Genomic DNA, 16,099 nt, shown 5'->3' with positions numbered 1-16,099 from the left:
GATGATGCTGAATTATTTAGAGTTTGAGCAACCGATTGCGGAACTTGAAGCAAAAATAGAAGAACTGCGCAAAGTCAGCCGTAATGGAGAGTTTGACCTCGGCCTCGAAGAAGAGGTGAACAAGCTCAAAGAAAAAAGTCTGACGCTGACTAAAAAGATTTTTGCAGAGTTAGGTCCATGGCAGGTTGCACAGTTAGCCCGCCATCCGCTGCGTCCTTACACGCTGGACTACATCAAACATATCTTTACCGATTTTGATGAACTGGCCGGCGACCGTGCTTTTGCCAACGACCCGGCCATTGTTTGCGGTACCGCCCGTTTAGGCGATCGCCCGGTGATGGTAATCGGTCATCAGAAAGGCCGTGATACCGGCGAGAAAATCAAACGCAACTTCGGTATGCCGAAACCGGAAGGCTATCGTAAGGCGCTGCGCATGTATGAAATGGCAGAACGCTTTAAAATGCCAATCATCACTTTTATCGATACGCCGGGTGCTTATCCGGGGATTGGTGCGGAAGAGCGCGGTCAGAGTGAAGCCATCGCGCGTAACCTTAAAGTGATGGCAGGCCTGAAAGTGCCGGTGCTGTGTACTGTGATTGGTGAAGGTGGTTCTGGCGGTGCCCTGGCGATTGGTGTTGGTGATCAGGTCAACATGCTGCAATACAGCACTTACTCAGTGATTTCACCGGAAGGCTGTGCCTCCATTCTGTGGAAAAGCGCCGATAAAGCGCCGTTGGCAGCCGAGGCGATGGGCGTGACTGCACCACGGATCAAAGAACTGGGCCTGATTGATGACATTATCAATGAGCCGCTTGGTGGCGCGCATCGTGCTCACGAGCAGATCGCGCAAAGCGTCAAAGCCGCGCTGCAACGTGATTTGGCGAAACTCGATAAATTCTCTGTTGCCGAATTACTGGACCGGCGGTATAAACGCCTGATGTCCTTTGGTTATTGCTAAGCCAGCAACAAGGAAAGCCGCCGTCAGGCGGCTTTTTTATCCCGATGCCAGTAAGCCCTGAAGCCAATATTTTAAACCAAAACCTGCAGCAGGCCGTGTTGACTGCACTTATGGCCAGCAACAAGCCCAATGTGTTGTTGGCGCTGAGCGGCGGGCTGGATTCAATGGTGTTGCTGCATCTGTTGGCGAGCTTGCGGCAAAAAGCTGGCTTCTGTTTAAAGATCGCCCATGTCCATCATGGGCTACAGGCGCAGGCCGACGATTGGGCGGCATTTTGTCAGGCGCAGGCGGATGCTTTGCAGCTCGATTTTCAACTCTGCCGGGTCCAGCTGGCCGATCCAGCGCGCAATATTGAACAGCAGGCCCGCACCTTACGCTATCAGGCGCTCGCAGGGCTGCTCACGCCGGACACAGTCCTGATGACCGCACACCATGCCGATGATCAGATGGAAACTGTGTTGTTAGCGCTCAAACGTGGTAGTGGGTTGCAAGGGCTTACCGCGATTGCCGCACAAAAACCTTTTGCTGGCACTCAGTTGTTGCGGCCACTGCTAGCTTTTAGCCGCACTGAGCTGGAACAATATGCGAAAGTGCAACAGCTGGCTTTTGTCACAGATCCAAGCAATCAGGACGACAGCTTCGATCGGAACTTCTTGCGCCAGCATGTGCTGCCATTATTACAGCAACGTTTCCCAACGATTAGCCAGACCACTGCCCGCAGTTGTCAGTTATTGCAGCAAAGTCTGGAATACCAGCAACAACAGCTGGCCATTGGTTTGACGCCAGTGCTGCGCCACGACCAACTGGATTTAACCCGGCTAGCGCAATTAGCGAATCCGGCACGCGATTTATTACTCCGACATTTCCTGAATCGCTATGACCTGACGCCGTCGGCGGAGCAAACCCGTGAGTTTGTGCAGTGCTTTTTATTGTCTGAAACGGATGCACAGCCGCAGCTGCAGTGGGGCGACTGGCAATTGCGCCGCTTTGATGGATTATTGTATCTGCTTGATCTAAAAGCCCAGCAGCAAGCTGCGGAAAAGCCAGCCGAGGGGGCATGGCTGGCGCCGGAGCGACTACTCAATTGGCAGCACTGGCAGTTTTTATGGCATAGCGATGCAACAAAAGCACCAGATGCGACGTGGTCCAGCATGCCGCTGGCCGTGCCGTTGGCAGAGCAAATTAGGCTGACGACGGGGCAGCTGAATCAGCGCTTTAAACCTGCCGACAGCGCGCACAGCAAAGCGTTGAAAGATTGGTGTAAACAATGGAAAGTGCCGCCCTGGCGACGTGGCTCCATGCCGTTTATCATCGCCAGACAGCAAAACACAGTGATCGCAGTGCCTGGTTTCGCCAGTCATTGCACGGCAGCACAAGCGCAAAGCTGGCTGCACTATAAAGCAGACGTTTAGTTCAGGCGTTCATCACTTCGGCAATGGGGTTGCCGTGGATAGCTGCAGTGCGCACTGCATTTTTACCACTTTGTTTGGCGTCATATAACGCCGAATCTGCCCGGTTAAACAAGGTTTGGGTAGTTTCTTCCGCTTGGTATGAAGCTAAGCCTGCACTGGCAGAGACACCAAATTTGACACAAATATGGTGCTGACTAATGGCCTTTACCAGGCGATGTGCAACCAATTCAGCGCTTTGTGCATCTTCTGCGGTTAACAATACGGCAAATTCATCGCCGCCAAAGCGGAACAGATTATCACTGGCACGCAGGGTACAGCGCATGGCGTCGGCAACGGCTAGTAATACTTCATCACCGGCATGGTGGCCGAAGTTGTCATTCACTTGTTTAAAGTTATCCAAATCTAACAGGATCAGCACCATTGGCTGTTGCTTGCGCTCAGTCAGCTGCAGTGCTTTTTGGATCGCATCGTCAAAATACCGGCGATTGCCGAGGCCAGTCAGCGTATCACGCAGGGCCAGTTGCTGTAGCCGGGTGACGATCAACGCATTGCGTAGCGGGAACAACCATTGTTGCTCCAACTCCAGTAATTTGCGCTGCTGCATCGGGCTGACCGGCAGTTCACTCTGATAAATCAGTTCAGCCAGGCATTGCTCATTCAGCACCAACATACTGCGGTATTCATGCGGGCCATCACAGGAACCGGCAGCCTTAAACTCACCAACGGCGGTGCACAGCTGCATTGCCGTCAATGGCAGGATTTTGCCGGCGGCCATCGAGAACATCTGCAACTGCTGGTTGAGTTCCAGCGTGGTTTGCAGCTGTTCCGGCAACGCCGAACCCAGCTTGCTGGTGACTGCGGACCACAACGGACTGGTGGTAATGCCGGCATAACTGGGCACATGTTGTAATGACATATCGGAAAAGCTGAACAGTTCCATCAGCGACTCCCTGACGTGGATAATAGTTCAGCAAAGCATGTTTTGTGCCATTCGGTGTAAGTGCATGTTTAAAAATGAAAATGTATAAAAATAACGCGCCGTCGCGCAGACAATAGCGGCAGCATGCTGCCGCAGATGACTAATTTTTGGCGGCGAGAAAAGTCATCAGGTCATCCATTTGAACCATGGCGTCCTGATAACCCAGTTCAATTAAGCGTTTGGTAAAGCTTTTTTCAAACAGCAGATAACTGGCCAGACTGGAATCTGAATGTTGTTTGATACCGATGTTGCGCAGCAATGAACGTATGGCCATCGGCAGCGCCAGAAAATGCTCGCTGGCCAGCGCATTAAAATTCACCGAGGGGTTAATCAGATAACTGTGTACGGGCTTGAGCTCAGACGCGATGTTGTGTTGTTGCAATGTCTCGAGAGTTTTATTTACCCGCTGCATCCGTTCTAAATCCGCATTCAGCGTGTCTGAAAAAATACTGTCGAGCAGATGGCCGGCAATGGTGGACAGGTTCGGGTGATGCGGCATCTGCTGCAGATGTTCACGCCGACGAGGTTGCTCCAGTCCAACAATCAGGATCCGATCTGCGCCTAAATGGATAGGGGCGCTGAGCGGTGCCAGTTGATTGACAGATCCATCGCCAAAATACTGCTGATTGATCCGCACAGATGGCATCACCAGCGGAATAGCGGCGGAGGCCATCAGATGGTGAATCCCCAGCAATGTGCGTTGACCACAACGGCGTGAACGCTGCCATTCGCTGGCATCGCGGCTTTGAAAAAAAGTAATAGAGTCGCCGCTGTTGTAGCAACTGGCTGTAACAGACACGCTGTCGAGGTAACCGCCCATAATATTGCGGTCCAGCCGTTTTAAATCCAGCATGTTGTTTAACAGGATCTTCAGTGGTTTGTTATCCAGCATCGACACTGGTTTATGGTTGGCATAATCGGCCTGAAAAGCGCTTAAAAAACCGCGGAGCAGATGCCAGCTGGCGCGAACATAATCGGAATAATACACCTGACCGGTATGGAAGTTTTTCCACACCCATTCCAGTTTTTTGACGCCAAGCTGAAAGCAACTGGCGTAACAGGCGATTGCGGTGCCGTTGATGGCGCCGGCAGAAGTGCCACAAATGATTTGAAACGGAATCTTGCTGTTGCGCGGATATTGCTGTGCAATCGCCTTGAGTACGCCGACCTGATAGGCCGCGCGCGCACCACCGCCCGTCAGTAAAATGGCGGTTTTTTGTGATTTTGTTTTATCTGTCATAGAGATAACAACATACGTCTGAATAGCGTAACTATTAACTATTGCATGGTTTTAAGCAATGCCATCGCAGGCCGGGTTAAGCCGGCGACAAGATAAAATGGAAACTTTTCAAATACTTTAATAACTAAAACGGCATCGTCTGCGTTAAAGTAATCTGAATAGGTTCACGAGGAGTCAAAGCGTTTATGTCGAATCAAGCGAAATCCCGTTCTTTGTCCTGGATTGCCCCGGTGTTGGTACTGGTGCTGATCGCAGGCGCCGCCTGGTATTTATTAAAACCCGCGCCACAACCTGTCGCGACGGCCCCGGTGAAAGTGACGCCAGCCACGGTTACACCAGTCCCTGCCAAGGCTGAACCTGCGGATAAATTGACGCCGGTACCGACAGGTGAAGACGGCCTGGCCGCTCAGGCTGACGACGCCGGCACTGATCTTGGCAGCGAAACCGAAGTTGCAGGTGCGCCGGTATTACCACCACTGGACCAGTCTGATGAGGTGGTCAAAGCAGCGTTTTTTGGTTTGAAATGGAAACCTGGTTTGGCTTCGTTGTTTTTAAATGAAGAGATGATCCGGCGTTTTGTTGTACAGGTCGACAATATCGCGCAGGGGCGCTTAATTGCGGAACAGGCGTTGTTCAAAGGTCTCAGCAAAGACTTCGCCGCCAAGGCCAAAGGCCAGGGCTATACGCTGGATAAGAGTAACTATGCGCGTTACCAACCATATCTGGATTTGCTGGAGAGCGTGCCCCCAGAGCAGGTCGCCGCCTTGTATAAGCAATTTTATCCGTTATTGCAGGCGGCATATCTTGAACTGGGTTACCCGGATCAGCAGTTTGACGACCGTGTACAGCAGGCGATTAAAGTCTTGCTGAGTGCACCAGAGATCAGCGATGAACCGGACCTGACACTGCCTTCGGTGCATTATGCTTTTGCCGATGCGGAGCTGGAACAGCTGGGTATGGCGCAAAAACAAATGTTGCGGTTGGGGCAGGCGAATCAACAGCGGCTTAAATTGTTGTTGGTGCAATATCAGTCGGTATTAAAGCGGTGAGTCTGCAATTACCTGAATTGGCGCCGGCATTGCCAAGGCATGGCAGTGCCCGGGCGCAGCGATTGGGCTTCTGGATCCTGCAGCGCCTTGGCTGGCAAGTCCGCGGAAATTTGCCGAACCTGCCAAAGATGGTCGCTGCCGTCGCCCCACATACCTCGAATTGGGATTTTATTGTTGCTTTTGCGGCCAGTCTCGCGCTGGGGGTGAAAATCTCGTTTTTAGGTAAACACAGTATTTTTATCTGGCCTGTGCGGAATTTTCTGCTGCGGTTTGGCGGAATTCCGGTCGAGCGTAGCCAGCGTCATGGCATAGTGCCACAGCTGGTTGAGACCTTTCAGCGCGAGCCTGCACTGCTGCTTGGCATTGCACCTGAAGGTACACGGAAAAAAGTTGCGCAGTGGAAATCTGGTTTCTGGCATATTGCCAAACAAGCTAATGTCCCGATCCAGTTGATTGGATTGGATTTTAAAACCAAATCCGTAGTTTTCGGCCCTCTGTTGCACCCAGGTGACAGTTTTGATGCGGATTACCCGCAAATGCGCGCGTTTTTTGCGCAAATGCAACCCCGTTTTCCAGAAAACTTTTAAAGTCATCAGCTTTTTGTGGCCGCTCACTGATTTTCGGTTGCAGGCTAAAGCGCTTTTGCGCATAATGCCGCCGCACTCATTGCTGACGCCTGTCAGCAACACTATGGTGGCCTTATTGGTCCTCCCGCAATAGTAGTTCGTGAACCCGGTCAGGTCCGGAAGGAAGCAGCCGCAGCGAATGATCTATGTGCCGGGATGTGGCTGGTAAGGCTACCACCCAAATTCCCCTGAAACTTATTTGAAATCAGCTGTGACAGCTTATTGTTGCGCTTGTTGCTGGTTTTGCAACTTGCGTTGAAAGTCTCTGGTCACTATGGGCAATGCGGCCAGCACAACGGCCGGGTCAAGCTGATGTTGTTCCAGCAGCATGATGAGGTCGACCGCCAGTTGCACTGCTGGCGGCGCTTGATCGATTGATGGATGGTCTGTTGTCATGCTTCGGTTGGGGCAACCGGATCGATTTTTTTGTTGTCCGGGCTGTCGAGAAAAGCACGCGCTTTGCTGACGGCATCCTGCACCCGCGTCACCATTTCAAATCGTTCGGTTTGTGGCAGGTAAAATGCCATATCTACTTCATAACGAATGTATTTACATGGCAACTGATTCAGCACAATACAACACAAATCGGCCAGGTATTCACTGTCGTGGTCATCGCTGAGTCCCAGTTCACTGAGGTGATCGAGCATCAGTTTTTCATAATAATTATGGATATCGTCATGTAATTTCATCAACTACTCCCGCGAGTTGGGTTAAATCTGCCTGCAGGCAGCCGGTATCGACCCAGCATAACCATTAGTTGGCAAAAACGCCACCGGACTGACCAGCGTCGCTGCCGCAGGTCTGCCAGCTGACAGAAGTTGATGCTCAAGTTAGACTAGCCCGTCTTCCTCAGGGCCTAGGGCCGGAATAATAAAAATGCAAAAAAATACCACTCCCTGCTATTACGGCGATTATCTGCAACTCGACAAAATCCTGGCGGCACAAGCGCCGGAAAGTGCCCGTTATGGCAACGAAGCGCATGACGAAACCTTGTTTATCGTCGTGCATCAGGTGTACGAACTCTGGTTCAAACAAATTCTGCATGAGTTAAAAGCGGTGCTGACCGTGTTCGCTGAACCGGTGATCCATGACCAGCAACTGACCGGCGTGGTACATAAACTCAAACGGGTGATCACCATCCAGCAGCTGTTAAACCAGCAGATTGGTGTGATGGAGACGATGACGCCGCAGGATTTTATGTCATTTCGTGATTATCTGGTGCCGGCCTCTGGGTTCCAGTCCGTGCAGTTTAAGATGCTGGAAATAGGTTTGGGCCTGAAAAGTGAATTCCGCATCGATTTTGACAAGAACTCCTTTTATAACCGCCTGAATGACAAAGACCGCGAGTTTCTGCAGAGCTTTGAAACCTTGCCATCGTTATTTGAACGCGTGCAAGCCTGGCTGGAGCGGATGCCATTTCTGGAATTTGGCGATTTCAGTTTCTGGCAGATGTACCAGCAGGTCACGGCACAGATGCTCGATGAGGATCAGCAAACCGTTGAATCTATTGCCGCACTGGCAGCGCCGGAGCGGCAACTGCAGCTGGATGAGATTGAGCGCACCCGCGCCAAATTCAGTGCTTTATTGGATGCAGACAAATATGCGGAGCTGCAGCAGCAAGGCAGTTTCCGCTTAAGCCAGCGCGCGATGCTCGGTGCTTTGTTTATCAGCCTGTATCAGGAAGAGCCGGTGTTTAATTTGCCATTTCAGGTACTGACCTGCCTGACCGAAATCGACGAAAATCTGACGATCTGGCGTTACAAACACGCGATGATGGTGCAGCGGATGCTTGGAACCAAAATTGGTACTGGTGGTTCCAGTGGCCATGATTATCTGAAACGCACCACCGAGAAAAACCGGATTTTCACGGACCTGTTCCATATGGCCACTTTCCTGGTACCAAAGGCCAGTCTGCCCTTGTTACCGGCTCCGGTGCGCCGTCAGCTCGGGTTCTATTTCTCCGGGGATCCGGTCTAATTCCAATTCAACGGCTGCGCCGGCGCATAGACGGCGCAAGCGGCACGAAATAACTGGCTGTGCACTGCAGTCAGTTTGCTGATATCGCGTTGATAACCGCCGCCAATGACTGCCGCAACCGGGATCTCTAAGGCGCGACAGCGCTCAAAGACAAAAGCATCACGCTGAAAAACGCCTGTTGTGGAGACCTGCAACAGGCCTAAATCATCATCCTGATGGATATCGACACCGGCGTCATATAACACCAAATCGGGTTGATGCAGATGTAATAAATAATCCAGACTGGTTTTGACCGCGTCCAGGTAATCTTCGTCGCCACAGTGCGTCGTTAACGCAATGTCCCAATTGGATTGTTGTTTGCGTGCCGGGAAATTCTTCTCGCCGTGCAGCGATGCCGTGATGATGTCCGGTTCGTCGGCGAACAGCAGGGCAGTGCCGTCACCCTGATGCACATCACAGTCGAAAATCAGTACTTTGCCAACACCTTGCTGCAGTGCGGCTTTGGCGGCAACGGCTAAGTCGTTAAACAAGCAAAAACCGGCGCCTTCTTCAGCAAAAGCATGATGATAACCACCACTTAAATGCAATGAGATGCCGTGCTCAAGTGCTAACTGCATAGTGCGGACAGTGCCGCCGACTGATTGCAAACTACGCTGCAGTAAAAATTCCGACCAGGGAAAACCAATCCGGCGCATCGCTTTGTTGTCGAGTGCGCCATGGCACAACGCATCGATATATTGTGTTTGATGGACGAGGGCAAGTTGTGTCGGGGTTGCCGGTGGCGCATCCAGATCAAACCAGGCTTGCGGCACACCAACCCGCAATAAATGCTGATAGAGCGCACGGTACTTGCCAATCGGATAGCGATGCCGCTCTGGTAACACTAAATCGCTGTAGCATTCGTGGTAGACCAGCGGCAGCATCAGGATTTACGTCCGCGTTGTTCATACCACTGGATCTCGGCTTCCAGTGCACTGATGGCTTTACGGCAGCGACCGAGCCTGGCATGTAAAGCCAGTTGCACGGCCGGCGCTTGTTGCTGCTGCGCCGATTCCTGCACCATTTCCTGCAGGCGGCGCTCAAAGCCGCGATATTCGGCCAACTGTTGATGCATCGCCTGTGCGGTACCGCCCAGTTGCGCCAGTAACTGTCCGGCCTGATGCCTCGCCACTGTGGCCGGTGCGGTTTTACTGCGCGCAGCGCGCCATTTCGGCGCCTGTTCTTTTTGCCGTACATCCTGGCTGGAGAACGCCTGCATCAGTGCCTGCACCTGTGCCGCCAGTTTTTCACACAACATTTGTTGCGATTGCAGGGCTTGCGGTTTATCCAGATAGGTTTTGATGCGCTGGCACAGCTGCATACTTTCCTGCACATAGTCGAGCAAATGGCGTGACCGCGTCTGAAACAACTGGCTGGAAAAACAATCGCGTTGCTGCCAGTCCGGCAAATGCTGATCGAGCTTGCCGGCTTTGGCCGCCAGTGTCAGTAATTGTTGATCAAGCTTTTGCAGCAGGCTGAGTGCTGACATTAATGCTGGCCCCATTGCTGCCAGACCAAACGCAGCGCGATCGCCATTACCATCAGAATAAACAACGGTTTAATTAACTTACTGCCAAACCGGATAGCGGTGTGGGCACCCAGATAGGAGCCGGCCATCATACACAGGCCCATCGCAATGCCCAGTTTAAAGTGAATGTGGCCGAGCAGGCCAAAGGTCAGCAACGCGACGCCGTTGGAGACAAAATTCATCGTGCGGGCCAGGCCACTGGTCAGCAATAAGTTGATTTTATACAACGCCATGCTGGATACCATCCAGAAAGACCCGGTGCCAGGCCCGGCGATGCCGTCGTAGAAGCCGAGGCTGAATCCCTGGATCCGTTGCGTCCAGATATGTTGGCGGTTTTGTTGCGGTAACTGCTGTTGATGATCCGCCGGCACTTTGGCAAACAAGCTATAAATCGCCGCGGCTAAAATCACCAGTGGCAACACTTTTTCCAGTGCGGCTTTGCTGATCTGGTCCACAACCAGCACGCCGATACAGGCACCGATAGCGGTCGTCAGCAGCGCATGGCGCCAGAATTGCGGATCAAATAACTTCTTTTTGTAATAGGTATATGAGGCGGTCAGCGAGCCAAAAGTTGCTGCCAGCTTATTAGTGCCCAGCACCAGATGCGGTGGCAAGCCAGCGGTCAGCAGCGCCGGCACTGTTAACAGACCGCCGCCACCGGCGATCGCATCGATGAAACCAGCCAATAATGCGACGGCACATAACAACGCCAGCGTGGCGGGCGCAAGGACATCAGGCTCCAGTAATACTTCCATGACTATTCATCTATCTGACGTTGAAAGGGCGGCAGCGCGTTTAACATGGCGCTGCCATAAGATTTGCTGACCAGCCGACGGTCGAGGATCACAATCCGGCCATAATCCTGTTCCTGGCGCAGCAGTCTACCACAGGCCTGCACCAGTTTGCGTGCCGCGGCCGGTACCGTCAGGGTCAGAAAGGCATTGCCGCCGCGTTTAGTAATAGCTTCTGCCATGGCCGCTTCAAATGGCGAGGTCGGCACGGCAAAGGGTAATTTGGTGATCACCAGATTGGTCAGCAATTTGCCCGGCAAATCCAGCCCTTCAGAAAAGCTCTGCGTACCGAATAAAATACTGCCACTGCCGCCTTCAATTTTACTTTTATGCAGCTCGAGCAGCGCCTGCCGGCTGGCTTCGCCCTGGACTAACAGGCTCAGTCCTTGTTGGCGCAAAGCTGCGGCGACCTGTTCCATCTGCCAGTACGAGGCAAATAGCACCAGATTGCCAGCGTCAGGCTGTAAAAAACCGGCGAGACGACGACAGAGTTCGTCAGTAAAAGCGTCTGCGGTTGGTTCTGTGTTCAACCGCGGAATGTGGATCAGGCCACGCTCGCGAAATGCAAAAGGCGAAGCGACTTCCAGCCGGCGCAGACCCGGGTGTTCGGTCAGGCCCAGCTCGCGGCTGATATGCTCAAAACTGCCGAGCGTTTTTAAAGTAGCAGAACACAACAACACGGCCTGAGCCTGACTAAATAACAAGTCTTCCAGCTGAAAACTGACCGATAACGGACAAGCATGGCCGCTGATATGCTGGGCGTCCGCTTCTAGCCAGCGCGCCTGACTGACATGTTGTTGTGATTGGTTCCAGCAGGCCCAAAGTTCAGCCTGGCTACTGAATTTTTGCTGTAACTGACTCAGTTCCTGCTGCAGGCTGGCTAACGAACTGGTGGAAAGTTTGCCGTCATTGGCCACTTCAAGCAGTAACTGAAACAGTTTGTCGATGGACGTCAGCACTTTCTGGCTGCTGTCGCGCAGTGGCTCGGCCTGGCGTTGCAGCAGATCCGGCAATATCGCATCGGCGAACCTGACATGCGGTTCATCACCGGCTGCAGCGCGGAACAGCGTTGCAATCTGGCGTTGCACCGGCTGATAGTGACCAAAAAATTCATCGGTCGCGTCAGCAAGCCGCAGTAACTCGCCAATGGCCGCATGTTGTGGCAACAGCTTGTTCAGCATTTGCTTCAGTTTTTGCACTTTATCCTGCCACAGACTGGCTTCGCTGCTGAGTAAGGCGCGGGCCGAGAAATAATCCCGGCCTACATCGGCCAGGTGGTGGGCCTCATCGATGACATAAATGCAGTCTTCGGGGGCTGGCAACACACTACTGCCGGCATCAAGATCGGCCAATAACAAGGCGTGATTCACCACCAGCACCTGACTGTCATCAATTTCAGCACGTGCCAGATGAAATGGACAGTTGCGGTGCGCAGCGTGCTGACGTGGGCAGTGATAGGCATCGGCCTGTAGCAATTGCCAGCTGGTTTCCGGTAAAGCTTCGGGCAATGAATCGCGATCCCCCAGCCAGCTGCGGTTTTTCCAGCTCTCCAGCAAACTGGCAAACTGGCCGAGCTGCGCCTGCGCAAATAATTCAGGTTGCTGAATTTGTTGCTGCAGGCGCTGTACACAGGCATAACGCTGGCGGCCTTTGACCAGACTGAACTGGAAATCGATACCGCTATGTTTTTGGAAGAATGGCAAATCTTTATTCACCAGCTGTTCCTGCAGCGCCACTGTTGCGGTTGCAATCACCAAGGTTTTTTTCTGTGCCAGCGCCAATGGAATGGCGGCCATCAGATACGCCAGTGATTTACCAGTGCCAGTGCCGGCCTCAATCAAACCAATCCGGTCGTGGTTGTGATAACTGCCCGCCAGAATGTTCGCCATTTCAGCAACCAGTTGATTTTGTCCAGGCCTTGGCTGATAGCCCGGCAGGTTAGCTTTCATCTGTTGGTGAATGGAACGGATTTGTTGTTTCAGCGCGTCGCTCAGCATAAAAAGATCTGTATGAAAGTACAGTGCTGTCAGTTTAATGCGCTGAATGGCCATGCTGCAAACTAAATCGCCGTTTGACGATGATCAGACCAGTGATTTGCGACAAAATTAATAGCACTACAAATGTTAATAAACGCATGAAAAATTGATTTTTTTCAGTGTATTTGCTGATTGTAAGTGATTGTATATGAATATAAATGTGGGGTGAGTGGTGGTGAATTTGCTTTTGTTTACAAATGTAAGAATGGATAGCCTGACCCTTTTGATGTGATGAAGTTCCCGGTAAATGCATTGACCGCAAAAAAAAAATCCGATATTTATGCTGCCAGTATTGTGTTAAGTCCCGATACTTTTCGTTAATACGCCGGTATTAACTTTACAAATAGAATCACTTTCCTTAAGTGGTCCAGGGAGAAAAATCAATGTTTACAAATACCAAAGTTACCCACGCGGTTCGATTGGCACTGGTTTTCGGTGCTGCCTCTACAGCTGCACTGAGCACCAATGTTGTGGCTCAGGAAACTGAAGAAGCGAAAAAAGTAGAACGGATTGAAGTCACAGGTTCACGTATCAAACGTACTGATATGGAAACTGCACAACCAGTTCTGGCCATCAGCCAGGAAGACATTTCTCGTTCAGGTCTGGTCAGCGTCGGTGACGTATTAAAAGAAATTTCAACCAACGGTGCCGCTTTAGGCTTACAAACCAACAACGGTAACACGGGTGGTGCATCGCGCGTCAACCTGCGTAACTGTGCTTCAAACCGCACGCTGGTGCTGGTTAATGGCCGTCGCTGGGTGGCAGATCTGAACGGCGCAGTTGACTTGTCAACCATCCCACTGGCTGCAATTCGCTCTGTAGAAATTCTGAAAGATGGTGCATCTTCAATCTACGGTACAGATGCAATGTGTGGTGTTGTTAACATCATCACCAAAAACGACTTTGACGGCGCTGAAGTGTCTGCCTACAACGGTCAGACTTCTTATGAAGACGGCAAGCGCGAAACTTATTCAGCAACTTTCGGTACTTCTACCGAGAAGTCAAACGCACTGATCAACGTTAGCTACACCAAACAAGAGCCAATCATGGGCGGCGATCGCGAGATCTCTTCAGTGCCTATCTATGGTCTGCCAGCAAACGTTTCTGTCAGCGGCGGTCGTGCTTCACCTACTACTCCATATGGTCAGTTCCCGGTTGGTCCAGCAGGTAACAAAATTTCATATACTTTGCCTGAAGGAAAAACCGGTTGTGTTGCTAACAAAGTCTGTACTTCGGTAGCTGACTTCCGCGCTTATGATGGCAATATCGACGGTTATAACTTTGCACCTGTGAACTATATTCAACAGCCGTCAGAAACCCTGTCGCTTTATGCGCAAGGTGGTTATGCCATCACGGATACCCTGAACTGGAAAACTGAAGTACTGTTTAACGAGCGCACATCAGAGGCCCAGCTCGCTGCGCAGCCTTTGGGCAGTTTAGTTATTTCTCCTGATAACATGTACAACCCATTCCGGGACATCCTTAAGGCGTTGCCTAATCCAGCTGACCGTCAGATCACCGGTGGTAGTTTCCGTCCTATCGTATCTCCACGCGTCTATGGTGCTGAAGTGGATACCTGGCGTTTTGGTACCAGCTTAGATGGTGAATTTGAACTGGCTGATCGCACTTTCACCTGGGATGCTGCAGCGACTTATTCAGATAACTCGTTTGTTGCACTGAAAGAAGGTTTCTTCCATTCAACACGTTTTGCAACGGCGGTTGGACCATCATTCCTGAACGCGCAAGGTGTACCGACTTGTGGTACTGTTGCAGCGCCAATCGCGGGCTGTGTGCCATTTAACGTATTTGGTGGTCCAACAGGTGTAACACAGGCGATGCTGGATTATGTATCAGTAGCACCGCGTGATTTGGCTTACGCTAAAATGTGGGACTACTCGGCGAACATCACTACAGACCTGTTTGAACTGCCAGCTGGTATGGTGCAGGTTGCTGCCGGTACTGAGATCCGTCGTGAATCTGGTTTCACCAGCCCAGAGCCGCTGACTGTATTAGGTCAGGTATTGGGTGATAACGCTGCAACCCCAACCAAAGGTGGTTATGGCCTGAAAGAAGTTTACTTAGAAGCAAACCTGCCATTACTGGCAGATATGACCATGGTTGAAAGTCTGGACCTGTCAGTTTCTACCCGTTATTCAGATTATTCTACCTTTGGTGACACCACTAACAGCAGCTATAAACTGACTTACCGTCCAACGTCTGAACTGATGTTCCGCGCCAGCTTTAACGAAGGCTTCCGGGCACCATCTATTCAGGAACTGTATCAGGGCATGAACGACTCGCGTCCAACTGCTTCTGATCCATGTTCAACGCCACCAGTTGGCTCAGCACCAATTGCTGCTGATGTTGCAGCACGTTGTGCCGCGGCCGGTGTACCAGTTGGTTTTGTGCAAAAACTGCCACAAATCCAGGCAAAAGTGGGTGGTAACCCAAATCTGCAGCCAGAGACTTCTGAATCCTGGTCGAGTGGTGTGGTGTATAGCCCAGAGTTTATCGACGGCCTGAGCCTGACATTAGACTGGTACAGAATCGAAATCGCCAATGCAGTAAGCTCATACACTGCACAACGTGTATTTGATGGTTGCTATAAAGAAGGTGATGCCAAGTACTGTCAGTTGTTAACCCGTGACAAAACTGGTGCGCTGAACGCCAATATCGGCGAAGTTGATTTTATGGCGCTGACCAACCAGAACTTTAAAGGTGGTTCGCACATTGAAGGTGTCGACCTGAACATCGACTACCGCTTCACCACTGACTACGGTACCTGGCGCATTAACAACGATAACGCTTATGTGATTTATGATGGTTCTTTGGGCAAGCTGAAACGTGGCGAGCTGACTCTGGATGGTTCTCTGTCTGGTGGTAATACTTCTGGTCGTCTGCAACCAGGCTTCTCTGGTGGTGGTACTTCTTACCGTCTGAAGTCAAATACGACTCTGACCTGGAGCAAAGATGACTGGAACGCGTCAGTCACTGCTCAGTACCTGGGCAAACTGACCGAAGAATGTAACCTGGTTATTGGTGTGGCCAATAGTCTGAAACAACCAGCACTGAAAAATCTGTGTTCAAACCCAGACGGTACCCGCATGGGTTATACCCTGTCCAATGGACAGCCAAAAGAAGTTCCAAATGAAGCTTGGGCAACCAACGAGCTGAAAGCGACTGTGTACTTCGACGGTCAAATCGGCTGGACTTCACCATGGAACAGCGATATTTCAGTTGGTGTGCGTAACATTTTCGACAAAGAACCACCGGTTGCTTACTCAGCATTCGCGAACTCTTTCGACCCGAACTATCGTACACCAGGTCGTTTCTACTACGTGAGCTTCACTCAGAAGTTCTAATCAGTACTGAACGGAACTGTTGAAAAAGCCGGCTGATGCCGGCTTTTTTTTTGGGGTTGTGTTACAGAGCGTGCGGTACGGCAATAAGTTGACGATTTATCT

At 51.5% G+C, this 16,099-nt stretch carries 14 protein-coding genes and 1 other RNA gene; 7 read left to right on the top strand and 8 right to left on the bottom strand.

The features are described 5' to 3' along the window. Position 1: 1 nt before the first annotated feature. Together accA and tilS are read left to right on the top strand one after the other, a co-directional pair. On the top strand, positions 2-958 hold the full coding sequence (gene accA, locus ATY27_RS01245; protein WP_208932326.1) for an acetyl-CoA carboxylase carboxyl transferase subunit alpha: 957 nt from the start codon (positions 2-4) through the stop codon (positions 956-958). Between the two features lie 44 nt (positions 959-1,002). Further along, a complete protein-coding gene (gene tilS, locus ATY27_RS01240) occupies positions 1,003-2,370 on the top strand; it encodes a tRNA lysidine(34) synthetase TilS (protein WP_208932325.1) in 1,368 nt (455 codons plus the stop codon). Between the two features lies 1 nt (position 2,371). Here tilS and ATY27_RS01235 read toward each other — a convergent pair whose 3' ends face one another. Continuing rightward, positions 2,372-3,310, bottom strand: coding sequence for a GGDEF domain-containing protein (locus ATY27_RS01235; RefSeq protein ID WP_208932324.1), 939 nt, complete (start codon positions 3,308-3,310; stop codon positions 2,372-2,374). 139 nt (positions 3,311-3,449) lie between these two features. Beyond that, the gene (locus tag ATY27_RS01230) at positions 3,450-4,589 is read right to left on the bottom strand and encodes a patatin-like phospholipase family protein (protein WP_208932323.1); all 1,140 of its coding nucleotides are present in this window, start codon (positions 4,587-4,589) and stop codon (positions 3,450-3,452) included. A 185-nt stretch (positions 4,590-4,774) separates the two neighbouring features. Here ATY27_RS01230 and ATY27_RS01225 point away from each other — a divergent pair, with 185 nt between their 5' ends. From ATY27_RS01225 to ffs, 3 genes are all read left to right on the top strand, one after another. Next, on the top strand, positions 4,775-5,638 hold the full coding sequence (locus ATY27_RS01225; protein WP_208932322.1) for a DUF3014 domain-containing protein: 864 nt from the start codon (positions 4,775-4,777) through the stop codon (positions 5,636-5,638). Next, positions 5,635-6,225 carry a lysophospholipid acyltransferase family protein gene (locus tag ATY27_RS01220; protein ID WP_244151383.1) on the top strand — a complete coding sequence of 197 codons (591 nt, stop codon included), beginning with the start codon at positions 5,635-5,637 and terminating at the stop codon, positions 6,223-6,225. Before ATY27_RS01225 ends, ATY27_RS01220 begins: the two co-directional genes overlap by 4 nt. Before the next feature lie 113 nt (positions 6,226-6,338). Continuing rightward, an RNA gene (ffs, locus tag ATY27_RS01215) (signal recognition particle sRNA small type) lies at positions 6,339-6,435 on the top strand. A 48-nt stretch (positions 6,436-6,483) separates the two neighbouring features. Here ffs and rsmS read toward each other — a convergent pair. After that, a complete protein-coding gene (gene rsmS / locus ATY27_RS01210) occupies positions 6,484-6,660 on the bottom strand; it encodes a pleiotropic regulatory protein RsmS (protein WP_208932321.1) in 177 nt (58 codons plus the stop codon). Beyond that, complete coding sequence (locus ATY27_RS01205) at positions 6,657-6,953, bottom strand: late competence development ComFB family protein (RefSeq protein WP_208932320.1); 297 nt, start codon at positions 6,951-6,953, stop codon at positions 6,657-6,659. Before ATY27_RS01205 ends, rsmS begins: the two co-directional genes overlap by 4 nt. 187 nt (positions 6,954-7,140) lie before the next feature. Here ATY27_RS01205 and ATY27_RS01200 point away from each other — a divergent pair, with 187 nt between their 5' ends. Beyond that, on the top strand, positions 7,141-8,241 hold the full coding sequence (locus ATY27_RS01200) for a tryptophan 2,3-dioxygenase family protein (protein WP_208932319.1): 1,101 nt from the start codon (positions 7,141-7,143) through the stop codon (positions 8,239-8,241). Here the strand turns inward: ATY27_RS01200 and ATY27_RS01195 are convergent. Genes ATY27_RS01195 through dinG form a run of 4 tightly spaced genes read right to left on the bottom strand, consistent with a single transcriptional unit; the run spans position 8,238 to position 12,596 of the window. Further along, entirely contained in the window at positions 8,238-9,164 is a 927-nt protein-coding gene (locus tag ATY27_RS01195; RefSeq protein WP_208932318.1) for a histone deacetylase, read from the bottom strand. The two genes, ATY27_RS01200 and ATY27_RS01195, sit on opposite strands and share 4 nt — an antisense overlap. Beyond that, a complete protein-coding gene (priC, locus tag ATY27_RS01190; protein WP_208932317.1) occupies positions 9,164-9,769 on the bottom strand; it encodes a primosomal replication protein PriC in 606 nt (201 codons plus the stop codon). Before priC ends, ATY27_RS01195 begins: the two co-directional genes overlap by 1 nt. Then, the gene (locus ATY27_RS01185; protein WP_208932316.1) at positions 9,769-10,563 is read right to left on the bottom strand and encodes a TSUP family transporter; all 795 of its coding nucleotides are present in this window, start codon (positions 10,561-10,563) and stop codon (positions 9,769-9,771) included. The genes priC and ATY27_RS01185 overlap by 1 nt, the downstream gene beginning before the upstream one ends. 2 nt (positions 10,564-10,565) lie before the next feature. Continuing rightward, positions 10,566-12,596, bottom strand: a complete 2,031-nt coding sequence (gene dinG, locus ATY27_RS01180) for an ATP-dependent DNA helicase DinG (RefSeq protein ID WP_208932315.1) — start codon at positions 12,594-12,596, stop codon at positions 10,566-10,568. Between the two features lie 422 nt (positions 12,597-13,018). Here dinG and ATY27_RS01175 point away from each other — a divergent pair, with 422 nt between their 5' ends. Then, complete coding sequence (locus ATY27_RS01175; protein ID WP_208932314.1) at positions 13,019-15,997, top strand: TonB-dependent receptor; 2,979 nt, start codon at positions 13,019-13,021, stop codon at positions 15,995-15,997. The last annotated feature ends 102 nt before the right edge of the window (positions 15,998-16,099 follow it).

The organism is Rheinheimera sp. F8 (genome assembly GCF_001518915.1).
This window is presented reverse-complemented; position numbering and strand designations above follow the sequence as displayed.